Source organism: Bradyrhizobium elkanii USDA 76 (assembly GCF_023278185.1).
Lineage (GTDB): Bacteria > Pseudomonadota > Alphaproteobacteria > Rhizobiales > Xanthobacteraceae > Bradyrhizobium > Bradyrhizobium elkanii.
This window is the reverse complement of sequence record NZ_CP066356.1, coordinates 6804330-6823710: the sequence shown is the minus strand read 5'-3', so window position 1 is coordinate 6823710 and position 19381 is coordinate 6804330. Positions and strand designations below refer to the sequence as shown.

The 19381-nt window shown below is 65.5% G+C and carries 19 protein-coding genes; 15 read left to right on the top strand and 4 right to left on the bottom strand.

The window, feature by feature from the left end; genetic code table 11:
- The first annotated feature begins 210 nt into the window (after positions 1-210).
- From phnC to phnE (JEY66_RS32715), 4 genes are all read left to right on the top strand, one after another.
- The gene (gene phnC / locus JEY66_RS32730) at positions 211-1026 is read left to right on the top strand and encodes a phosphonate ABC transporter ATP-binding protein (protein ID WP_026192432.1); all 816 of its coding nucleotides are present in this window, start codon (positions 211-213) and stop codon (positions 1024-1026) included.
- Positions 1027-1102: 76 nt separating this feature from the next.
- Positions 1103-2038: a phosphonate ABC transporter substrate-binding protein gene (gene phnD, locus JEY66_RS32725; protein ID WP_016846417.1), complete on the top strand. Its 936-nt coding sequence runs from the start codon at positions 1103-1105 to the stop codon at positions 2036-2038.
- Between the two features lie 74 nt (positions 2039-2112).
- On the top strand, positions 2113-2997 hold the full coding sequence (phnE, locus tag JEY66_RS32720; protein ID WP_018270342.1) for a phosphonate ABC transporter, permease protein PhnE: 885 nt from the start codon (positions 2113-2115) through the stop codon (positions 2995-2997).
- Positions 2994-3842 (top strand): phosphonate ABC transporter, permease protein PhnE, encoded by an 849-nt coding sequence (gene phnE / locus JEY66_RS32715; RefSeq protein WP_016846419.1) that lies wholly within the window; start codon positions 2994-2996, stop codon positions 3840-3842. The genes phnE (JEY66_RS32720) and phnE (JEY66_RS32715) overlap by 4 nt, the downstream gene beginning before the upstream one ends.
- A 166-nt stretch (positions 3843-4008) precedes the next feature.
- Here phnE (JEY66_RS32715) and phnF read toward each other — a convergent pair whose 3' ends face one another.
- The gene (gene phnF / locus JEY66_RS32710) at positions 4009-4734 is read right to left on the bottom strand and encodes a phosphonate metabolism transcriptional regulator PhnF (RefSeq protein ID WP_016846420.1); all 726 of its coding nucleotides are present in this window, start codon (positions 4732-4734) and stop codon (positions 4009-4011) included.
- 116 nt (positions 4735-4850) lie between these two features.
- Between phnF and phnG the strand changes: the two genes are divergently transcribed.
- The 9 genes from phnG to JEY66_RS32665 all read left to right on the top strand — a co-directional run bounded on the left by phnG (position 4851) and on the right by JEY66_RS32665 (position 11853).
- Positions 4851-5312 (top strand): phosphonate C-P lyase system protein PhnG, encoded by a 462-nt coding sequence (gene phnG, locus JEY66_RS32705; RefSeq protein WP_016846421.1) that lies wholly within the window; start codon positions 4851-4853, stop codon positions 5310-5312.
- 4 nt (positions 5313-5316) lie between these two features.
- Positions 5317-5925 carry a phosphonate C-P lyase system protein PhnH gene (gene phnH, locus JEY66_RS32700; protein ID WP_016846422.1) on the top strand — a complete coding sequence of 203 codons (609 nt, stop codon included), beginning with the start codon at positions 5317-5319 and terminating at the stop codon, positions 5923-5925.
- 3 nt (positions 5926-5928) lie between these two features.
- Positions 5929-7032, top strand: coding sequence for a carbon-phosphorus lyase complex subunit (locus JEY66_RS32695; RefSeq protein ID WP_016846423.1), 1104 nt, complete (start codon positions 5929-5931; stop codon positions 7030-7032).
- The gene (locus JEY66_RS32690; protein ID WP_016846424.1) at positions 7029-7913 is read left to right on the top strand and encodes an alpha-D-ribose 1-methylphosphonate 5-phosphate C-P-lyase PhnJ; all 885 of its coding nucleotides are present in this window, start codon (positions 7029-7031) and stop codon (positions 7911-7913) included. The genes JEY66_RS32695 and JEY66_RS32690 overlap by 4 nt, the downstream gene beginning before the upstream one ends.
- Complete coding sequence (gene phnK, locus JEY66_RS32685) at positions 7906-8703, top strand: phosphonate C-P lyase system protein PhnK (RefSeq protein WP_018270343.1); 798 nt, start codon at positions 7906-7908, stop codon at positions 8701-8703. Before JEY66_RS32690 ends, phnK begins: the two co-directional genes overlap by 8 nt.
- Before the next feature lie 8 nt (positions 8704-8711).
- On the top strand, positions 8712-9410 hold the full coding sequence (phnL, locus tag JEY66_RS32680; RefSeq protein ID WP_016845035.1) for a phosphonate C-P lyase system protein PhnL: 699 nt from the start codon (positions 8712-8714) through the stop codon (positions 9408-9410).
- A gap of 13 nt (positions 9411-9423) precedes the next feature.
- Positions 9424-10578, top strand: a complete 1155-nt coding sequence (locus JEY66_RS32675) for an alpha-D-ribose 1-methylphosphonate 5-triphosphate diphosphatase (RefSeq protein ID WP_016845036.1) — start codon at positions 9424-9426, stop codon at positions 10576-10578.
- Positions 10575-11168 carry a phosphonate metabolism protein/1,5-bisphosphokinase (PRPP-forming) PhnN gene (gene phnN / locus JEY66_RS32670; protein WP_016845037.1) on the top strand — a complete coding sequence of 198 codons (594 nt, stop codon included), beginning with the start codon at positions 10575-10577 and terminating at the stop codon, positions 11166-11168. The genes JEY66_RS32675 and phnN overlap by 4 nt, the downstream gene beginning before the upstream one ends.
- Positions 11169-11241: 73 nt before the next feature.
- Entirely contained in the window at positions 11242-11853 is a 612-nt protein-coding gene (locus JEY66_RS32665; RefSeq protein ID WP_016845038.1) for a pyridoxamine 5'-phosphate oxidase family protein, read from the top strand.
- A 29-nt stretch (positions 11854-11882) separates the two neighbouring features.
- Here JEY66_RS32665 and JEY66_RS32660 read toward each other — a convergent pair whose 3' ends face one another.
- Positions 11883-13607 carry a SulP family inorganic anion transporter gene (locus JEY66_RS32660; RefSeq protein ID WP_016845039.1) on the bottom strand — a complete coding sequence of 575 codons (1725 nt, stop codon included), beginning with the start codon at positions 13605-13607 and terminating at the stop codon, positions 11883-11885.
- Between the two features lie 53 nt (positions 13608-13660).
- Positions 13661-14260, bottom strand: coding sequence for a TetR/AcrR family transcriptional regulator (locus tag JEY66_RS32655; protein WP_026192433.1), 600 nt, complete (start codon positions 14258-14260; stop codon positions 13661-13663).
- A 204-nt stretch (positions 14261-14464) separates the two neighbouring features.
- Between JEY66_RS32655 and JEY66_RS32650 the strand changes: the two genes are divergently transcribed.
- Both JEY66_RS32650 and JEY66_RS32645 read left to right on the top strand, forming a co-directional pair.
- Positions 14465-15709 (top strand): efflux RND transporter periplasmic adaptor subunit, encoded by a 1245-nt coding sequence (locus tag JEY66_RS32650; RefSeq protein ID WP_026192434.1) that lies wholly within the window; start codon positions 14465-14467, stop codon positions 15707-15709.
- Positions 15710-15732: 23 nt separating this feature from the next.
- Positions 15733-18915, top strand: a complete 3183-nt coding sequence (locus tag JEY66_RS32645; RefSeq protein ID WP_016845042.1) for an efflux RND transporter permease subunit — start codon at positions 15733-15735, stop codon at positions 18913-18915.
- Between the two features lie 28 nt (positions 18916-18943).
- Here the strand turns inward: JEY66_RS32645 and JEY66_RS32640 are convergent, their stop codons facing one another.
- The gene (locus tag JEY66_RS32640; protein WP_016845043.1) at positions 18944-19162 is read right to left on the bottom strand and encodes a hypothetical protein; all 219 of its coding nucleotides are present in this window, start codon (positions 19160-19162) and stop codon (positions 18944-18946) included.
- Positions 19163-19381 lie beyond the last annotated feature (219 nt).

Below are 19381 nucleotides of genomic sequence, written 5' to 3'. Positions count from 1 at the left end.
GGGCCTCCGCAAATCTTCAAGAATCTTGGGCTTCCGGGGAGATGCGCGCTCGTCATCGGGATGCTTGATGACAACATCATGACGTTGCGATGACGGCAAGGGAGCGACAAGGGAGGGGTGTGGACGATCGCCGCACCGCAGCGCTGTCGTCACATAACTGTAAAGCGCCGGGGATAGCGATGGCCCAACGAGGCGCGGTTGGAGCATTACATGCTGGTGGTGGAAGGTTTGACGTGCCGGTTCGGCACGAAAGCCGCAGTCGACAACGCGTCCTTTTCGATCGCGCCGGGCAGCTTTGTCGGCGTGATCGGTCGTTCCGGCGCCGGCAAGTCGACCCTGCTGCGGATGATCAACCGTCTCGCCGATCCGACCTCGGGCCGTATCCTGTTCGAAGGCACCGACGTCACCGCCCTGCGCGGCAGGGCGCTGCGGCGATGGCGGGCGCGCTCGGCGATGATCTTTCAGCAGTTCAATCTGGTCGGCCGCCTTGACGTGCTGACCAATGTGCTGATGGGCCGGCTGGCCCAGATTCCGTCCTGGCGCTCGCTGGCGCAGGCCTGGCCGGAGCAGGACAGGGCGCTGGCGATGTCCGCGCTCGATCAGTTCGATATCGCCCCGCTCGCGGCGCAGCGCGCCGACCAGCTCTCCGGTGGCCAGCAGCAGCGCGTTGCGATCGCCCGCGCGCTGGTGCAGGAGCCCGACATCATTCTTGCCGACGAGCCGATCGCCTCGCTCGATCCGCGCAACACCAAGATCGTGATGGATGCACTGCTGCGCATCAACAAGCATTTCGGCATCACGGTGCTCTGCAACCTGCACTCGCTCGACCTGGCACGGACCTATTGCGATCGCCTGGTCGGCATGGCGGCGGGGCGGGTGGTATTCGACGGCGCCCCGGCGGCGCTGACCGACCATATCGCCCGCGAGCTTTACGATCTCGAGGCCAATGACGTCATCGGCGCAGCACCGCTGCCTGCGCCCGACGGCGCAACGGCTCCGGCGCTCGGCACCGCAGCCGCGGCCTGAGCGTCGCGCATTTTTCAATCTGCGAGGCTGGGCGTTTTGCCCGGCCAACAGGTGTAACCACAAAAGAGGGGTAGTCATGATCACTCGTCGCATCGTTCTGGCCGGCGCCGCCGTGCTGGCGTTCACCGGTTCGGCATTCGCGCAGGACTGGAAAGCAAAATATCCGGAGCTCACCTTCGCGGTGGTGCCGGCCGAGAACGCCTCCGGCGTCACCGAGCGCTGGACGCCGTTCGTGGCGTACCTGTCGAAGGAACTCGGCGTGAAGGTCACGCTGCGCATCGCCAACGACTACGCGGCCGTTATCGAAGGTCAGCGCGCCGGCAACATCCAGATCGCCAGCTACGGCTCGGCCTCGTTCGCGCGCGCCCGCCTGACCGGCGTCAAGACCGACGCCTTCGCCAACGACATCAACGCGGACGGTTCGACCGGCTATTACTCGGTATTCTTCGTCAAGGCGTCGAGCCCCTCCAAGAGCGTCGATGACCTGAAGGGCAAGAATCTCGGCCTGGTCGATCCGAACTCGACGTCGGGCAACAACGTGCCGCGCTTCGAGCTCGACAAGATGGGCATCCACGATGCGGATACCTATTTCGGCAAGGTCGTGTTCACCGGCAGCCACGAGAACGCCGTCTTGGCGCTGGCGCAGGGCACCGTCGATATGGCGGCCAATCAGTGGACCAGCGACGACGACTCCACGCTGGCCCAGATGCTGCACAAGGGCATGCTGAAGAACGCCGACGGCTCGGCGATGAAGAAGGACGATTTTCGCATCATCCACAAGTCGGCGCCGATCATCAACGGTCCCTATGCCTACAACGCCGATCTGCCGGAAGATCTGAAGGCCGCGATCGCGAAGGCCTTCTTCGACGCCCCGACCAAGGACAAGGCCGCTTTCGACCGTCTCTCCGACGGCCAGAAGAAGGGCTTCCATCCCGCCACCACCAAGGATTGGGACGGCACCATCGAGCTGATCAAGTTCGTCGACAATCTGCGCAAGAAGAAGGCGAGCTGATCGCCTGAATCACGAGGGCCGGGCTCGACAGCCCGGCCCTTTCTGCTCAACTCGAACCGGACTGGCACGCGTCGATGGCGACCGCCGTATCCATTCTTCCGGCGCAGCAACTGGCCACGCTGGAAGACGCTTACCGCAGGTCCGTCGCACGCAAGCGGCTCAAGGCTGCGCTGGCGGTGGCCGCGTTCTGTGCGGTGCTGGTGATCGCCGCGTTCGGCGCGGAGGTGAACCTGCGCACGCTGTTCACCTATTTCGGCAACTTCGTCAGCTATTTCGACCGCATCCTGACGCTTGATTCGGGCGCGCGGGTCTGGACCGATCTTCCTGAATGGTTCTGGGGCTGGAAGAAGTGGCTGAAGATGCTCGGCGAGACTCTGCTGATCAGCTATGTCGGCACGCTGACCGGCGCGGTGTTCGCCTTTGCGCTGAATTTCTTCGCGGCCCAGAACACCTCGCCGGGACCGTGGCTGCGCTTTGTGGTGCGCCGCCTGCTGGAATTCGCCCGCACGGTGCCCGGCATCGTGTTTGCGCTGATCTTCGTGATCGCGTTCGGCCTCGGGCCGATGGCCGGCGTGCTGGCGATCGCGATTCACTCGACCGGCGCGCTCGGCAAGCTGTTCGCCGAGATCGTCGAGAATGCCGACATGAAGCCGGTCGAGGGCATCCGCTCCACCGGCGCGAGCTGGCTGTCCTGCATGCGCTTTGCCGTGCTGCCGCAGGTTTCGGCCGGCTATGCAAGCTACGCGCTGCTGCGCTTCGAGATCAATGTCCGCGAAGCCTCGGTGATGGGTTTTGTCGGCGCCGGCGGCATCGGCCAGGAACTCGTGGTCGCGATCCGCAAGTTCTATTATTCCGACGTCAGCGCCATCCTCGTCACCATCATCATCACGGTCTTCATCATCGATATCTCGACCGGCTGGCTGCGCGGCCGGCTATTCGGTAAGGAGACCCGGCGATGAGCCAGCTGCCGAAGCCGGATACGCCCGAGCTGCGCGCGAAATATCCCGACGCCTTCGACCGGCCCGCCTCGGCGCGGCTGGCGCTGCCGGCGATGATCGTGGCGGCGTTTGCGATCTTCGTGTTCGGCCTGGTCGATCTCGACTTCTCGCCGTCCAGGCTGATCGCGGGCCTCAGCCAGCTCGGCTGGATCACCATGCTGATGATCCCGCCGAATCCGGGCTCGTCGTTCCCGCTCTACATGCAGGCGCTCGGCGAGACGCTGTCGATCGCGCTGCTCGGCACCACGCTTGCCGCGCTGCTGGCGCTGCCGGTCAGCCTGCTGGCGGCGCGCAATATCATCCCCTCCAACCTGATCCGCTTTCCGGTGCGCCGCTTCCTCGATTCGATCCGCGGCGTCGACACGCTGATCTGGGCGCTGGTCTGGATCAACGTCGTCGGCCTCGGCCCGTTCGCCGGCGTGCTCGCGATCATGGTGTCCGACTTCGGCGCGTTCGGAAAGCTGTTCTCGGAGGCGATCGAGGCGGCGGATCGCAAGCAGGTCGAGGGCATCCGCGCCTCCGGCGGCAACCCGCTGCACGAGATCCGCTTCGGCCTGCTGCCGCAGGTGCTGCCCGTGATCGCCGGGCAGGTGCTCTACTTCATCGAGTCCAACACCCGTTCGGCGACCATCATCGGCATCGTCGGCGCCGGCGGCATCGGCTTGCAACTCGCCGAGCAGATCCGCGTGCTGGAATGGCAGAAGGTGTCGTTCCTGATCCTGATGATCCTGATCGCGGTTGCCGCGATCGATTTCATCTCCAGCAAGCTGCGCTTTGCGATCATCGGGCAAAGGGCGGTGGTGTAGCTTCTTCTTCGCCTCTCCCCGCGTGCGGGCAGAGGCCGGAATTTTCGCGCAGCGCAAATTCCGGGTGAGGGGGACTCTCCGCACACTCAAAGCTTTCGAAGTCGCGGAGACAGCCCCTCACCCCAACCCTTTCCCCGCAAGAGCGGGGCGAGGGAGCAGAAGCACGTCAGCCGTTCTCGACCAGAAACTCGACGCGCTCGGCGGCGAAGCGCGAGCGCTTGGTCACCAGCGGCTGGTCCAGCATGTCGACGTCGGTGGCGTCGACCACCAGCACGGGTCGTCCCAGCGGCAGGTCGAGCCGCGCGGCGTCGGTCGCATCGACGATCGCCGCGGTGATCCGGGTCGAGGCGCGGTGGTAGTCCTTGACGCCGTAATGTCCGAGCAACTTGGTCATCGAGCGAACGTTGGCGAATACGCTGCCGGCATCGGGAAACCGCTCGGCCGACAGCCAGGTGGTGGAAACGCAGATCGGCGTCCGGTCGGCGAGGCGCACCGCTTCGATCCGGATCAGTGGCGCACCGATCTTCAGGCCCAGTTCGCGTGCGATCTCGCGATTGGCAACGTCGTCGCCTGCCTCGATCAACTGGCCGCGCGGCTCGTGACCGCCGGCGCCGACGATCTCGGAAAATCGCGTGCGTGAGCGCAGGGGATAGGCGAGGCGCTGGGCTTCGACATAGGTGCCGCTGCCGCGCTCGGCGCGCACCAGGCCGCGCTCGGCCAATGCGGCGAGCGCCCGCCGCACGGTGTGCCGGTTGACCCGGTACGTCTCGGCGATCTCCATCTCGCCGGGCAGCTTTTCGCCGGCGGCAAAGCGGCCGTCAGCGATGCCGCGCTCGATGCCGTCGGCGACCTGCCGCCACAAGGCGACGCCGGAACTTTCCTGCATGCTCATGGCGCGGTGATACCAGAAATCTTTGGTTTGTCACGAAACAGTCATGGCGCTCCGCTATCAAGTTGTCTAGTATCATAGACAACTTGATGCAAGCAAGGTTGCCCAAAGGTTTGCCCATGAGTTCGACCGGACCAAACAGCAAACAGGCCCAGCGCAAGGCCGCGATGACGGTGCTGGCGCACGCCGCCGCTGCGGATATCGCCGGCAGGCTGGCGGCGATCGCGGTGCCCGCGCATGAGAACCTGCGCGAGCCGGAAAACGGCCTTGTGATGCTGCGCGGGCGGATCGGCGGCGACGGTGCGCCGTTCAATCTCGGCGAGGCGACGGTGTCGCGCGCGGCGGTGCGGCTTGCGACCGGCGAGGTCGGCTTCGGCTACACGCTCGGCCGCGACGCGCGGAAGGCGCAGATGATCGCGCTGTGCGACGCCATGATGCAGTCGGCGGAGCTGTCCGGCGAGGTGGAGGCCAAGGTGATCGCGCCGCTGCGCGTCGCCATGAACGCTGAACGAGGCCGCAAGGCAGCGGAAACCGCGGCGACGCGGGTCGATTTCTACACGATGGTGCGCGGTGAGGGATGATGCAATGACGACGATTGCCGAAATGCCCGCGGGCTTTGCCGACAAGGTGCTGTCGGCGCAGTCGACTTTCCGTTCCGTGATGGATGCGATGGCGCGCCCGGGCAGCGTGCAGCGCGTCGCCGCGAGCGTGGGAACACCGGCCGGCATGATGCGCGGCTCGGCCGCCATCGCGCTGACGCTGTTCGATCACGACACGCCGATCTGGCTTGATGCTGCGATGTCGGCGACGCCGGACGTCGCCCGCTGGCTGAAGTTTCACGCCAGCGCGCCGGTGATCACCGATTCCTCGATCGCGAGCTTCGCTTTGGTCGGCGACGCCGCGAGCTTGCCGGCGCTCGATCGATTCACATTCGGCAGCAGCGAATATCCTGACCGGTCGACCACGCTGATCCTGCAGGTCGACAGCCTGTCGCAGGGCCCGGCTTTCGAGCTGAAAGGGCCCGGCATCGACGGCAGCGCCGTGTTGCAGGCGATGATCAAGCCACGCGACCTGTTCCAGCGGCTTGCGATCAACGAAGCCCTGTTCCCGCGCGGCATCGATGTCGTGCTGGTCCATGACGATGCCATTGTGGCGATCCCGCGCACCACGCGGCTGATCGCAAGCGGAGGGTGAGCGATGTATGTAGCCGTCAAGGGAGGCGAGCGCGCCATCGAGAATGCTCATCGGCTGCTCGCGCATGAGCGGCGCGGCGACCGCGACGTGCCCGAGGTGACGCTGGCACAGATCTCCGAGCAGCTCGCGCTTGGTGTCGATCGTGTGATGACCGAAGGTTCGCTCTACGACCGCGAGCTCGCGGCGCTCGCGATCAAGCAAGCGCGCGGCGACATGATCGAGGCGATCTTCCTGGTCCGCGCCTTCCGCGCCACGCTGCCGCGCTTTGGCGCCACCGAGCCGGTCAACACCGGCGAGATGCAGGTGCGGCGGCGGATCTCTTCGACGTTCAAGGACGTTCCGGGCGGCCAGATCCTGGGGCCGACCTTCGACTACACCCATCGCCTGCTCGATCCGCAGCTCGCGGAAGGCTTTGTGCCGGAGCAGCCGGCGACCGCGGAAGCCTCGCAGGCCGCCACGCCGCGGGTCACCGACATTCTCGGCCGTGATGGTCTGATCGAACCCTCGCCGCAGGCAGATAGCGACACGCCGGTCGGCGACCTCACGCGCGAGCCGCTGAGCTTTCCGGCTGATCGCGATCTGCGGCTGCAGAATCTGGCGCGCGGCGACGAGGGCTTCCTGCTCGCGCTCGGCTACTCGACGCAACGCGGCTACGGCCGCAATCACCCCTTCGCTGGCGAGATCCGCTTCGGCGAGGTCGAGGTCGAGTTCTTCGCCGAGGACGCGGGCTTTGCCGTGCCGCTCGGCTGGATCGAATTGACCGAGTGCCAGATGGTCAACCAGTTCAAGGGCTCGACGACCGAGGCGCCGTGCTTTACCCGCGGCTATGGCCTCGCCTTCGGGCAGAGCGAACGCAAGACCATGTCGATGGCGCTGGTCGATCGCGCGCTGCGTGCGCGCGAGCTCGGCGAGGAGGCGGCGGCGCCGGCGCAGGACGAGGAGTTCGTGATGTCGCACTCCGACAATGTCCAGTCGACCGGCTTCGTCGAGCATCTCAAGCTGCCTCACTATGTCGACTTCCAGTCCGAGCTCGGCCTGTTGCGCAAGCTGCGGCAGGAGTTTGCGGAAGCCAGCGCGGCCGTGGAAATGCAGGAGGCCGCGGAATGAACGCGCCGACGTACAACTTCGCCTATCTCGACGAGCAGACCAAGCGGATGATCCGCCGCGCGATCCTCAAGGCGATCGCGATCCCTGGCTACCAAGTGCCGTTTGCGAGCCGCGAGATGCCGATGCCCTATGGCTGGGGCACCGGCGGCGTGCAGGTGACGGCCGCGATCCTCGGTCCCGACGACGTGCTGAAGGTGATCGACCAGGGCTCGGACGACACCACCAACGCGATCTCGATCCGCAAATTCTTCGGCAAGACCGCTGGCGTCGCGACCACGACCTCGACCACGGACGCGACCGTGATCCAGACCCGGCATCGCATTCCCGAGGCGTCGCTGCATGCCGGACAGGTGCTGGTCTATCAGGTGCCGATCCCCGAGCCGTTGCGCTTCCTCGAGCCGCGCGAGACCGAGACGCGGCGCATGCACGCGCTCGCCGAATACGGGCTGATGCATGTCAAGCTCTACGAGGACATCGCGCGCTTCGGCCATATCGCCACCGCCTACGCCTATCCGGTGAAGGTGAACGCGCGCTACGTGATGGACCCGTCGCCGACGCCGAAGTTCGACAATCCGAAGATGGACAATTGCGCGGCGCTGCAGCTGTTCGGCGCCGGCCGCGAGAAGCGCATCTACGCGATCCCACCCTACACCACGGTGGTGTCGCTGGACTTCGAGGATCATCCGTTCACGCGCTACCGCTTCAACGCGCCCTGCGCGCTGTGCGGCGCCGACAATTCCTATCTCGACGAGATCGTCACCGACGACAAGGGCGGGCGGATGTTCGTCTGCTCCGACACGGACTTCTGCGAGCAGCGCCAGGCGGCCGGCCATCACGGCACCGAGAGCGCGGCGCCGCACAAGGAGAAGGCGCATGTCTGAGCTATCGAGCCTCGACAACGACGAGCCGTTGCTGGTGGCCGAGGGGCTTGCCAAGGATTACGGCCGGCTTGCCGCCTGCCGCGACGTCTCGTTCGCGCTCTATCCCGGCGAGGTGCTGGCGATCGTCGGCGAGTCCGGCTCCGGCAAGTCGACGCTGCTGCAGCTGCTCTCGGCGCAGCTCGCGCCGAGCGCGGGCCGGGTGTCCTACCGGATGCGCGACGGCGTGCTGCGCGATCTCGCCGAATTGGGCGAGGCCGAGCGGCGCTTCCTGTTTCGCACCGACTGGGGCTTCGTGCACCAGGATCCGGCGCAGGGCCTGCGCATGGGCGTGTCGGCCGGCGCCAATGTCGGCGAGCGGCTGATGGCGGTCGGCTGGAATCATTACGGCCGCATCCGTGACACCGCGTCGACCTGGCTGGAGCGGGTCGAGATCGATACCGGCCGCATCGACGATGCGCCGAGGACCTACTCCGGCGGCATGCGGCAGCGGCTGCAGATCGCTCGCAACCTCGTCACCGAGCCGCGGCTGGTGTTCATGGACGAGCCGACCGGCGGCCTCGACGTCTCGGTGCAGGCGCGTTTGCTCGACCTGATGCGCAACCTCGTCAGCGAGCTCGGGCTCGCCGCGATCGTCGTGACCCACGATCTGGCGGTGGCGCGCTTGCTCTCGCATCGCGTGATGGTGATGAAGGGCGGCCGCGTCATCGAGACCGGCCTGACCGACCAGGTGCTCGACGATCCGCGCGAGCCTTACACGCAGTTGCTCGTTTCCTCGATTCTTCCGCCATGAGCGTGCCAATGACCGCGATGATCGAACTTGCCGACGCCGAGAAGACCTTCACCATGCACCTGCAGGGCGGCGTCGAACTGCCCGTGGTGCGCGGCGTCTCGTTCCACGTCGATCCGGGTGAGTGCGTGGTGCTGTCGGGCCCGTCGGGCGCCGGCAAATCCTCGATCCTGAAAATGATCTTCGGCAACTACCGCTGCGACAGCGGCCGGATTGGCATCCGCCATCACGGCAAGGTTGTCGACCTTGCCACCGCCGAGCCGCGCCAAGTGCTGAGCATCCGCCGCTCGACCATCGGCTATGTCAGCCAGTTCCTGCGCGCCGTGCCGCGGGTGGCGACGATCGACGTCGTTGCCGAGCCCTTGATCGTCAACGGCGTGGCGCGCGAGGAGGCCCGCGCGCGCGCCGGCCAGCTGCTGCGCCGGCTCAACATTCCGGAGCGGCTGTGGACCTTGCCGCCCTCGACCTTTTCCGGCGGCGAGCAGCAGCGCGTCAACATCGCGCGCGGCTTCATCTCGGACCTGCCGATCCTGCTGCTGGACGAGCCGACCGCTTCGCTCGATGCGGCGAATCGCGCCGTGGTGGTCGAGCTGATCGCCGAGAAGAAAACCAGGGGCGTCGCGATGGTCGCGATTGTCCATGACGACGAAATCCGTCATCTGATTGCTGACCGCATCGTCGATGTGACCTCGTTCGCGGCTGCTGCCTGAAGGACCGTTTGAAATGACCGTCAAGCAAGACACCATCATCGGCAACGCCCGGCTGGTCCTCGCCGATCGCGTGATCGAGCAGGGCTGGGTCGCGATATCAGGCGGCAAGATCGCCGAGTTCGGCGAGGGCAGGGCGCCCGAGGCCGCCGAGGATGCCGGCGGCGACCTCCTGATGCCCGGGCTGATCGAGCTGCACACCGACCATCTCGAGATGCACTATGTGCCGCGGCCGAAGGTGTTCTGGAATCCGGTCGCGGCCGTGATCTCCTATGACGGGCAGCTCGCGACCTCAGGCATCACCACGGTGCTGGATTCGCTGCGGGTCTGGCGCGAGGACGGCGCCGAGGATGTCGACGGCCGCGCCGGCGTGCTGGCGGCGGCGATCGCGGCGGCGCGCGAGGAGAATCTGCTGCGCGCCGATCACTTCCTGCATTTGCGCTGCGAGGTCCCGATGCCGGACGTGGTTGCCGAGGCCAAGGAACTGATCGACCGGCCGGACGTGCGGCTGATGTCGCTGATGGACCACACGCCGGGTCAGCGCCAGTTCCGCGACGAGGTGAAGCTGCGCGACTATTATCGCGGCAAGGGCGGCGGCATGACCGACGCCCAACTCGACGTGCTGTTCGCACGGCGCTTCGCCTATCAGAAGGAATATGCTGTTGCGAACACCCGCGCGATCGTCGCGCTGGCGCATGAATACCGGATCCCGCTGGCGAGCCATGACGACACCACCGACGAGAACGTGGTCGACGCCGTCAACGACAGGGTCGCGGTGGCGGAGTTCCCGACCACGATGGAAGCTGCGCGGGGCTTGCACGCCGCCGGCATCGACATCCTGATGGGCGCGCCGAATGTGGTGCGCGGCGGCTCGCACTCCGGCAATATCGCGGCGGTCGATCTCGCCAATGAGGGCATGCTCGATATCCTGTCGTCGGACTACATTCCGTCCAGCCTGTTGATGGCGGCGCTGCAACTGCCGCGGCATGTGCCGGCGATCGATCTCGCTTCCGCCGTGCGCACCGTGACCAAGACACCGGCCGAAGCGGTCGGGCTCAACGACCGCGGCGAGATCGCGGTCGGCCGGCGCGCCGACCTGATCCGCGTGCACGTCGCGCGCGATCTGCCCGTCGTGCGCAGCGTCTGGCGCGAAGGGGGGAGGGTCGCATGACCGATGCATCCGTCGTCGCCGATCGGCGCGCCGGAATCGGTCCCGGGCGGCTGATCCTGGTGGTCGGCCCGAGCGGCGCCGGCAAGGATACGCTGCTGGGGTTCGCCAAAGCGGCCTGTGGCGATGATCGCGATGTCGTGTTTCCCCGTCGGCTGATTACCCGCCAGGCCTCGGCGTCGGAGGACAATGAGGAGGTCAGCGCGGAGAGCTTCCAGCGCGCGGTAGCCGCCGGTGACTACGCCATGCACTGGGAAGCGCACGGCCATCGCTATGCGCTGTCGCGGTCGATCAACGACGATATCGGTGCAGGACGCATCGTGATCGCGAACGTCTCGCGCACCGTGATCGCCGCGGCGCGCCGCAACTATGCCAATGCTGTCGTGGTGCTGGTCACGGCGCCGCCGGATGTGCTGGCCGCGCGGCTCGCGATGCGGGCGCGCAGCAGCGACGGCCTTCTCGAGCAGCGGCTGGCCCGCACCGTCGACGAGAGCACGTCGACGCCCGATTTCACCATCGTCAATTCCGGCACCGCCGACTATCATGCGCGACAGCTTGTCCGCATCATCAAGGGCGAACGCTGGGACGAATAGAGCGTTTTCGAGCGAAGTGGATACCGGTTCGCGTGACGAAAATGCGTCAAAGAAGCAGAGGAGAACGGCACGAATGTCGGTGATCGAAACCGTCGAGCAGCTTGAGGCGATCTACGGCTTCCCGAACGACGCGTCGACCGTGAAGGTCGCCGATCACGTGACGCCGCTCTATCGTGTGCTCATCGAGAAGTCGCCGTTCGTGTCGCTTGCGACCGCAGGCCCCGAAGGGCTCGATTGCTCGCCGCGCGGCGACCTGCCGGGCTTCGTGCGCATCCATGATGCGAAGACGCTGATGATGCCGGATCGCCGCGGCAACAATCGCTGTGATTCGCTGCGCAACATCGTCCGCGATCCCCGCGTCGGGCTGCTGTTCCTGATTCCGGGCTCGGGCAGCACGCTGCGCGTCAACGGCCGTGCCTACGTCACGGCCGAGCCGGAGCTGCTCGCCTCCTTCACGATGGAAGGCAAGGCACCGCGCACGGTGATCGTCATGAATGTGGAGGAAATCTATTTCCAGTGCGCCCGCGCGATCGTGCGCTCCGATCTCTGGAATCCGGACAAGCGGGTCGATCCGAAGGCGTTGCCGACGCCGGGCCAGATCCTTGCCGAGATGAGCGAGCACACGGTCGGAGGCGAAAAATACGATCGCGAATGGCCGGAGCGCGCGCGGCAGACGATGTGGTGATCCGCCCGGAAGGCTGGGATTAGACCTAGCTAGGCGTCAGCCCGGTCTTCCCAGTCCTCCCAAATCACGTCGTCGTTGATCTCGAGGTAGCGCGCAACGGCGACGCCGATGGTCGGGAAGAAGTTGTTCTCGCCGAGCTGCGCCAACAGGCCGAATTTCTTCAGCTTGTCCTTGACGGGGTCCTTGAGCTCGGCAAAGCACAGCTCGATCTTCTGTGCGTGCAATGCCTCGTCCAGCTCGGCGAGAATATCGCCGGCGGTCACGTCCACGCTGGTGACCGGCTCGGCCGTGACCACCAGCCAGCGTACCGGAGTCGGAGATTTCGCCACCGCATCCAGCGCGCGTTCCTTGAAGAACTCGGCATTGGCAAAGAACAGCGGCGCATCCCACCGGAACAGCACCAGCCCGGGGATCTGGCGCGCATCCGGGTATCGCGTGATGTCGTGATAGCCCTTCACGCCGGAGGCGCGGCCCAGCACGGCGGAATGCGGCCGCCAGCCGTCCCACAGGAACTCGACGATGGCGAGCACGATGGCGAGGCCTATTCCCGGAATCACGCCCAGCACGGCCACGCCGACAAAGCAGACCATCGATAACCAGAACTCCCACTGCTGAATGCGGTAGATTCGCCTGAGGTCGCCGACCTCGAACAGGCCGAGCGCGGCGGCGATGACGACGGCGGCCAACGCGGCGTTGGGCAGGTGCTGAAGCAGGTTCGGCGCTATCAGCAGCAGAAAGGCGATGGCCAGCGCGCCGATGACGCTGGTCAATTGCGTGCGCGCTCCGGCGGCTTCCGCGACAGGCGTGCGCGATCCGCTGCTGCTGATCGGAAAACCCTGAAAAAAGCCGGCCGCCAGATTGGCCGCGCCGAGCCCCACCATCTCCTGGTTGGGATCAACGCGATCGCCCAATCGTCCCGCATAGGCGCGCGAAAGCACGCTGGTGTCGGCGAACGACACCAGCGCGACGGCGCAGCCGCCGATCAGCACCTGCACGATGTCGCCATAGCCGATCCGGGGAATGGCAAATCCCGGCAGGCCCTGGGGAAGCGAACCCAGGACCGTCACGCCGAAGCGCGCCCCGAGGTCGAGAACGCCGGTGATGACCGTCGCCGCGACGACGGCAATCAGAATGCCCGGCAGCCGCTTGTTCCGCGCGAGCAGCAGGATCACCGCCAGCGTCGCAACGCCGATCCCGAGGGTCGCCCAATGCGTCTTTCCGTCGACGATTGCTCCGACGACCGCCCAGAGGCTGCGCAGAGGTCCATCGCCTTCAATGGAAAAGCCGAACAGCTTTGGCAGCTGGCTGATCAGCACGGTCAGGGCTATTCCGTTCATGTAGCCGTAGCGGATCGGCTTGGAGAGAAGCTCGGTCAGGAATCCCAGCCGCGCGATGCCCGCGACGATGCATATCGAGCCGGAGACGACGGCCATCATGGCGGCCAAGGTTGCCGCGCGCAGGGGATCGCCGCCCGACAGCGGAACGACGACGCCGAGGATGATGGCCGCAAGCGCCGAGTCCGGTCCGAGGACAAGGATGCGGCTCGGCCCGAACAGCGCGTAGACAAGCAGCGGGACGATCGTCGCATAGAGCCCGTAGATGCCGGGCAAGCCGGACGCTTCCGCATAGGCGATGCCGACCGGGACCAGCATGGTCGCGAGCACAAGCCCGGCAACGATGTCGTGTGGAAGCCACGCCGCTTGATATCGACGCAGCGTGTCGAGACCCGGCAGCCAGCCGGTCCAATGCTTCATCCCCGGTCACTCCCAACTTCGTTGGGGCTCGCAGGCGCTTGATGTGAACCGCTCTACCCCTTCGCCTGCTCATCAAACGCCTTCAGCGACACCGCTGCAATCTCGCGCAGCGCGTTGCGGTCGGCGCCCGAGGAGGCCATCACGCACATGCCTGATGTCACCGCGGAGAGATAACGGGCAAGGGTGGCCGGATCGGCGCCTTCGCCCAGGTCGCGTTCGGCCTTCGCGCGGACAAAACGTTCGTACAACTGGTCCTCGGTTCGGGTGCGGCGCGCTGCCAGTTCAAATGGAACATTCTCCGAGCCGGTGCCGCAGGCAAGGCCGCCCTGGACCAGCAGACAGCCGGGCGGATTGGCGGGATCGGTTTGGGCGTCCGCGTGCTCCATCAGAAATCGTTCGGCCACCTCTCGGGCGGTGGGGGCGTCCAAGACCTTTTCCATCCAGGCGTCGCGTTTCTCGGTGTAGCGGTCGAGCGCGGCCTTCAGCAGACCCTCTTTGCTGCCAAAGGCGGCATAGAGACTGGGCGGATTGATATTCATCGCCTCGGTAAGCTGCGCGATCGTCGCGCCCTCGTAACCGTGGCGCCAGAACACATCCATGGCCTGGTCCAAAGCGGCGTCCGCGTCGAAAGCGCGGGGGCGTCCCATTCCCATTTTTCGTTGCTCCGTAAGCCGGGTGCCGTTTCTATGACGGATTGTCCCTGGCTTATCCTCTTGTTGCACGTGATGTTTTTTCGCGACTTCCCATTTCCCCATGAATGAGATAAGAAATTCATAGTGCTCGATACATAAGTATCTTGCGAACCGGCGTCCAGCTCCACATCTGTAGCGAACACTACAGATATCTGGAGCGCGTGAATGCCTTCGTCAACCCAAAATCCCCGTTCCGGCCGCTTCCGACGTGTCGTCGGCGGTATCGTAATCCTTGGCGCCCTCGCGGTGGCTGGTTCGATCGCGACCGGCCACTATTTTCATGCCGCACAGGCGACCGCGACTGCCGCGGCTCCCGAGCCGGCGGTCCCGGTAACCGTTGCCGTGATCCAGCCGCGGCCGACCACACTGTTCGATGACTTCTCCGGCCGGCTCGAAGCCGTCGACCGTGTCCAGCTCCGGCCGCGGGTGGCGGGTGCGATCCTTTCGACCAACTTCACCGAGGGCGCGCTGGTGAAGTCCGGCGACATCCTGTTCAAGATCGACCCGGCGCCCTACGCCGCCGAGGTCGATCGCGCCCAGGCGCAGCTCGAGGCCGCCAAGGCCCGCGTCGTGTTCACCACGAGCGAAGTCGAGCGCGGCGCGCAGCTGGTCGGCAACAACATCGTGACCAAGCGCGATTTCGACCAGCGCGACAACGCCAACCGCGAGGCAGTCGCCAACGTCAAGGCCGCCGAGGCCGCGCTGCAGACGGCCAAACTCAATCTCGACTACACCGAGGTGCGGGCGCCGGTCGATGGCCGGGTCGGCAGGATCGAGGTCACGGTCGGCAATCTCGTCGCGGCAGGCACCTCTTCGCCGGTCCTGACCTCGCTGGTCTCGGTCAATCCGATCTATGCGAGCTTCGATGCCGACGAGGAAGTCGTGCTGCGCGCGCTGAACTCGATCGCGGACGCCTCCGGCAAGCGCGGCAATCTCGACCAGATCCCGGTCGACATGGTGACGTCGGGCGGCCTCAGCGCCAAGGGGCACATCCAGCTGATCGACAACCAGGTCAACGGGCAGAGCGGCACCATCCGCGTCCGCGCCGTGTTCAAGAACGATGACGGCCGGTTGATACCCGGGCAGTTCGCCCGCGTGCGCATGGGCCAGCCCAAGCAGCAGACGCTGGTGCTGATCGACGAGCGCGCCGTCGGCACCGACCAGGACAAGAAGTTCGTCATGCTGGTCGGCGACGACAGCCGCGCGGTCTATCGTTCCGTCACGCTTGGCGGCGCGGTCGATGGCCTGCGGATCGTCACCGCCGGCCTGAAATCCGGCGACCGCATCGTCGTCAACGGCCTGCAGCGCGTGCGTCCGGGCGCACTTCTGAAGATGGAAGTCGCCGAGATGGGAGCGCGCGGCATGCAGCAGGCATCCACTGAAACCAACCAGCACGTCGTGCAGCGCTAGGCGCTGCGCGCGGGGGCGGAGCCATGAATCTCTCAAAATTCTTTATCGACCGGCCGATCTTCGCCGGCGTGCTTTCGATCCTGATCTTCCTGGCCGGCCTGATCTCGCTGCTGGCGATGCCGATCTCGGAATATCCCGACGTGGTGCCGCCGTCGGTCGTGGTGCGCGCGACCTATCCCGGCGCCAATCCAAAGGTGATCGCCGAGACGGTGGCCACGCCGATCGAGGAGCAGATCAACGGCGTCGAAGGCATGCTCTACATGTCGAGCCAGGCGACCACCGACGGCGCGATGACGCTGACGGTGACGTTCCGGCTCGGCACCGACCCCGACAAGGCGACCCAGCTGGTGCAGAACCGCGTGCAGCAGGCCGAGCCGCGCCTGCCGGCCGTGGTGCGCCAGCTCGGCATCATCACCAAGAAGAGCTCGCCCGACCTCACCATGGTCGTGCATCTGCTGTCGCCGAACAACCGCTATGACATGACGTATCTGCGCAACTACGCGGTGCTCAACGTCAAGGACCGGCTGGCGCGGATCGATGGCGTCGGCGACGTCCAGCTCTATGGCGCCGGCGACTATTCGATGCGGGTCTGGGTCGATCCGCAGAAGGCCGCCGAGCATTCGCTGACCGCGAGCGACGTGGTGCGCGCGATCCAGGCGCAGAACGTCGAGGCCGCCGCCGGCGTGGTCGGCTCCTCGCCCAGCGTCAAGGGCATCGACCTCCAGCTCTCCGTCAACGCCGAGGGGCGGCTGTCGACAGAGGAACAGTTCGGCGACATCGTGGTCAAGACCGGTTCGGCGGGCGAAGTGGTGCGGCTGCGCGACGTCGCGCGGGTCGAGCTTGGCGCCTCCGAATACGGCCTGCGCTCGCTGCTCGACAACAAGCAGGCGGTCGCGATCCCGATCTTCCAGGCACCCGGTTCGAACGCGCTGGAGATCTCCGACCATGTTCGCGCCACGATGGCCGAGATCAAGAAGAACATGCCGGAAGGCGTGTCCTACCAGATCGTCTACGATCCGACGCAATTCGTGCGCTCGTCGATCGAAGCCGTCATCCACACGCTGCTCGAGGCGGTCGCGCTCGTCGTGCTGGTCGTGATCCTGTTCCTGCAGACCTGGCGCGCCTCGATCATTCCATTGATCGCGGTCCCGGTGTCGATCGTCGGCACCTTCGCGGTGATGCATGTGTTCGGCTTCTCGATCAACGCGCTCAGCCTGTTCGGCCTGGTGCTGGCGATCGGCATTGTGGTTGACGACGCTATCGTTGTGGTCGAGAACGTCGAGCGCAACATCGAGTCCGGCCTGTCGCCGCGCGACGCCACCAACCAGGCGATGCGCGAAGTGTCCGGCCCGATCATCGCGATCGCGCTGGTCTTGATCGCGGTGTTCGTGCCGCTCGCCTTCATCTCCGGCCTCACCGGACAGTTCTACAAGCAGTTCGCGCTGACGATTGCGATCTCGACCGTGATATCAGCGATCAACTCGCTGACGCTGTCGCCGGCGCTGTCGGCGCTGCTGCTGAAGGGGCATCATGAGCCGAAGGACTGGCTGACCCGGATCATGGAAAGGTCGCTCGGCTGGTTCTTCCGCGGCTTCAACAAGGTCTTTACGAAGTCTTCCGAGAACTACGGCCGCACCGTCACCAAGGTGATCTACGGCAAGGCCGTGGTGATCGGCCTCTATGTGCTGCTAATCGGCCTGACGGGCGTGCTGTTCAAGCAGGTGCCGAGTGGCTTCGTGCCGGGCCAGGACAAGCAGTATCTGGTCGGCTTTGCGCGGCTGCCCGACGGCGCGACGCTCGACCGCACCGAGGAAGTGATCCGCAAGATGAGCGACATCGCGCTGACCCAGCCCGGCGTCGAAAGCTCGGTGGCGTTTCCTGGCCTGTCGATCTCCGGCTTCACCAACTCCTCCAACGCCGGCATCGTGTTCTCGACCTTGAAGCCGTTCGACGAGCGCAAGGATCCCTCGCTCAGCGGTCCGGCGATCGCGGCCGCGCTGAACAAGAAATATGCCGGCATCCAGGATGCCTTCATCGCCATGTTCCCCCCGCCGCCGGTCAACGGCCTCGGCACCATCGGCGGCTTCAAGCTGCAGATCGAGGACCGCGCCGGCCTCGGCTATGAGGCGTTGAACGACGCGACCAAGGCGTTCATGGCGGCGATGCAGAAGGCGCCGGAGATCGCCGGCGTGTTCTCGAGCTTCCAGGTCAACGTGCCGCAGCTGTTCGCCGACATCGACCGCACCAAGGCGTTGCAGCTCGGCGTGCCGGTCACGGAGGTGTTCAACACGCTGCAGATCTATCTCGGTTCCTACTACGTCAACGACTTCAACAAATTCGGCCGCACCTATTCGGTCTATGTGCAGGCGGACGCGCCGTTCCGCGCGCGTGCCGACGACATCAGGCAGCTCAAGGTGCGCTCGTCGTCGGGTGACATGGTGCCGCTGTCGGCCTTGCTGAAGGTCCGCCAGAGTGCGGGTCCGGAGCGTGCGATCCGCTATAACGGCTTCCTGTCGTCGGACATCAACGCCGCCGCGGCGCCCGGCTTTTCCTCCGGCCAGGCGCAGGAGGCGGCGACGCGGATCGCGGCCGAAACGCTGCCGCCGGGCTTTGCCTTCGAATGGACCGACCTGACCTATCAGGAGTTCATCGCCGGCAATTCCGGAATCTGGGTGTTTCCGCTGGCGATCCTCTTGGTGTTCCTGGTGCTTGCCGCGCTCTATGAGAGCCTGGCGCTGCCGCTCTCGATCATCATGATCGTGCCGATGGGCCTCTTGGCGGCGATGTTCGGCGTCTGGTTGTCGAAGGGCGACAACAACGTCTTCACCCAGATCGGCCTGATCGTGCTGGTCGGATTGTCGGCCAAGAACGCCATCCTGATCGTCGAATTCGCGCGCGAGCTCGAATTCGCCGGGCGCTCGCCGATCCGTGCCGCGATCGAGGCGAGCCGGCTGCGGCTGCGGCCGATCCTGATGACCTCGATGGCGTTCATCATGGGCGTGCTGCCGCTGGTGCTGTCGACCGGTGCGGGCTCGGAGATGCGGCGCGCGATGGGCGTCGCGGTGTTCTCCGGCATGATCGGCGTCACGGTGTTCGGCCTGTTCCTGACGCCGGTGTTCTATGTGCTGCTGCGCAGCCTCACCGGCATGAAGCCGCTGACGCAGCACGGCGAGACGACCATCCCTGGAAAAGCACACGCGGCATGATGCCGCGTGTGCAAGCTTCGTGTCAGTTTCAGGCTGCGATATCGAGCAGCAGCAGTGATGAACCGCGGACCAGCACCTTGCGGCCCGCGGGTGTCAGCTCAAACGAGTCTCCTCGCACCGCAACATAGCCGAGCGTGACCAGGCTTTCGACGGCAAAGCGGTTCAGCCGTGAAGGGTTTGCTGCGGGAGCCCGCAACGCTTTCAGCGCATCCCACTGATCGGGTCTGAGTTCGAATTCTTCGCTCATTGGTCCAGGCACTCCAGAATTTCTTGGCGTGCGAGATACAGAGCGCAGATGAATTTCGTGCGACCACAACGAGTCAGGATTTCGATTTATGTGGACGCGTCGTCACATCGCCGTGTCATTGGAATACTTCAATTTTTTCGAATCATTGCGGCGCATTGACGCGTGATGTCGTCACAGTGATTAACCGCACATCGTCACATAGGTTAATCGTCTCGATTA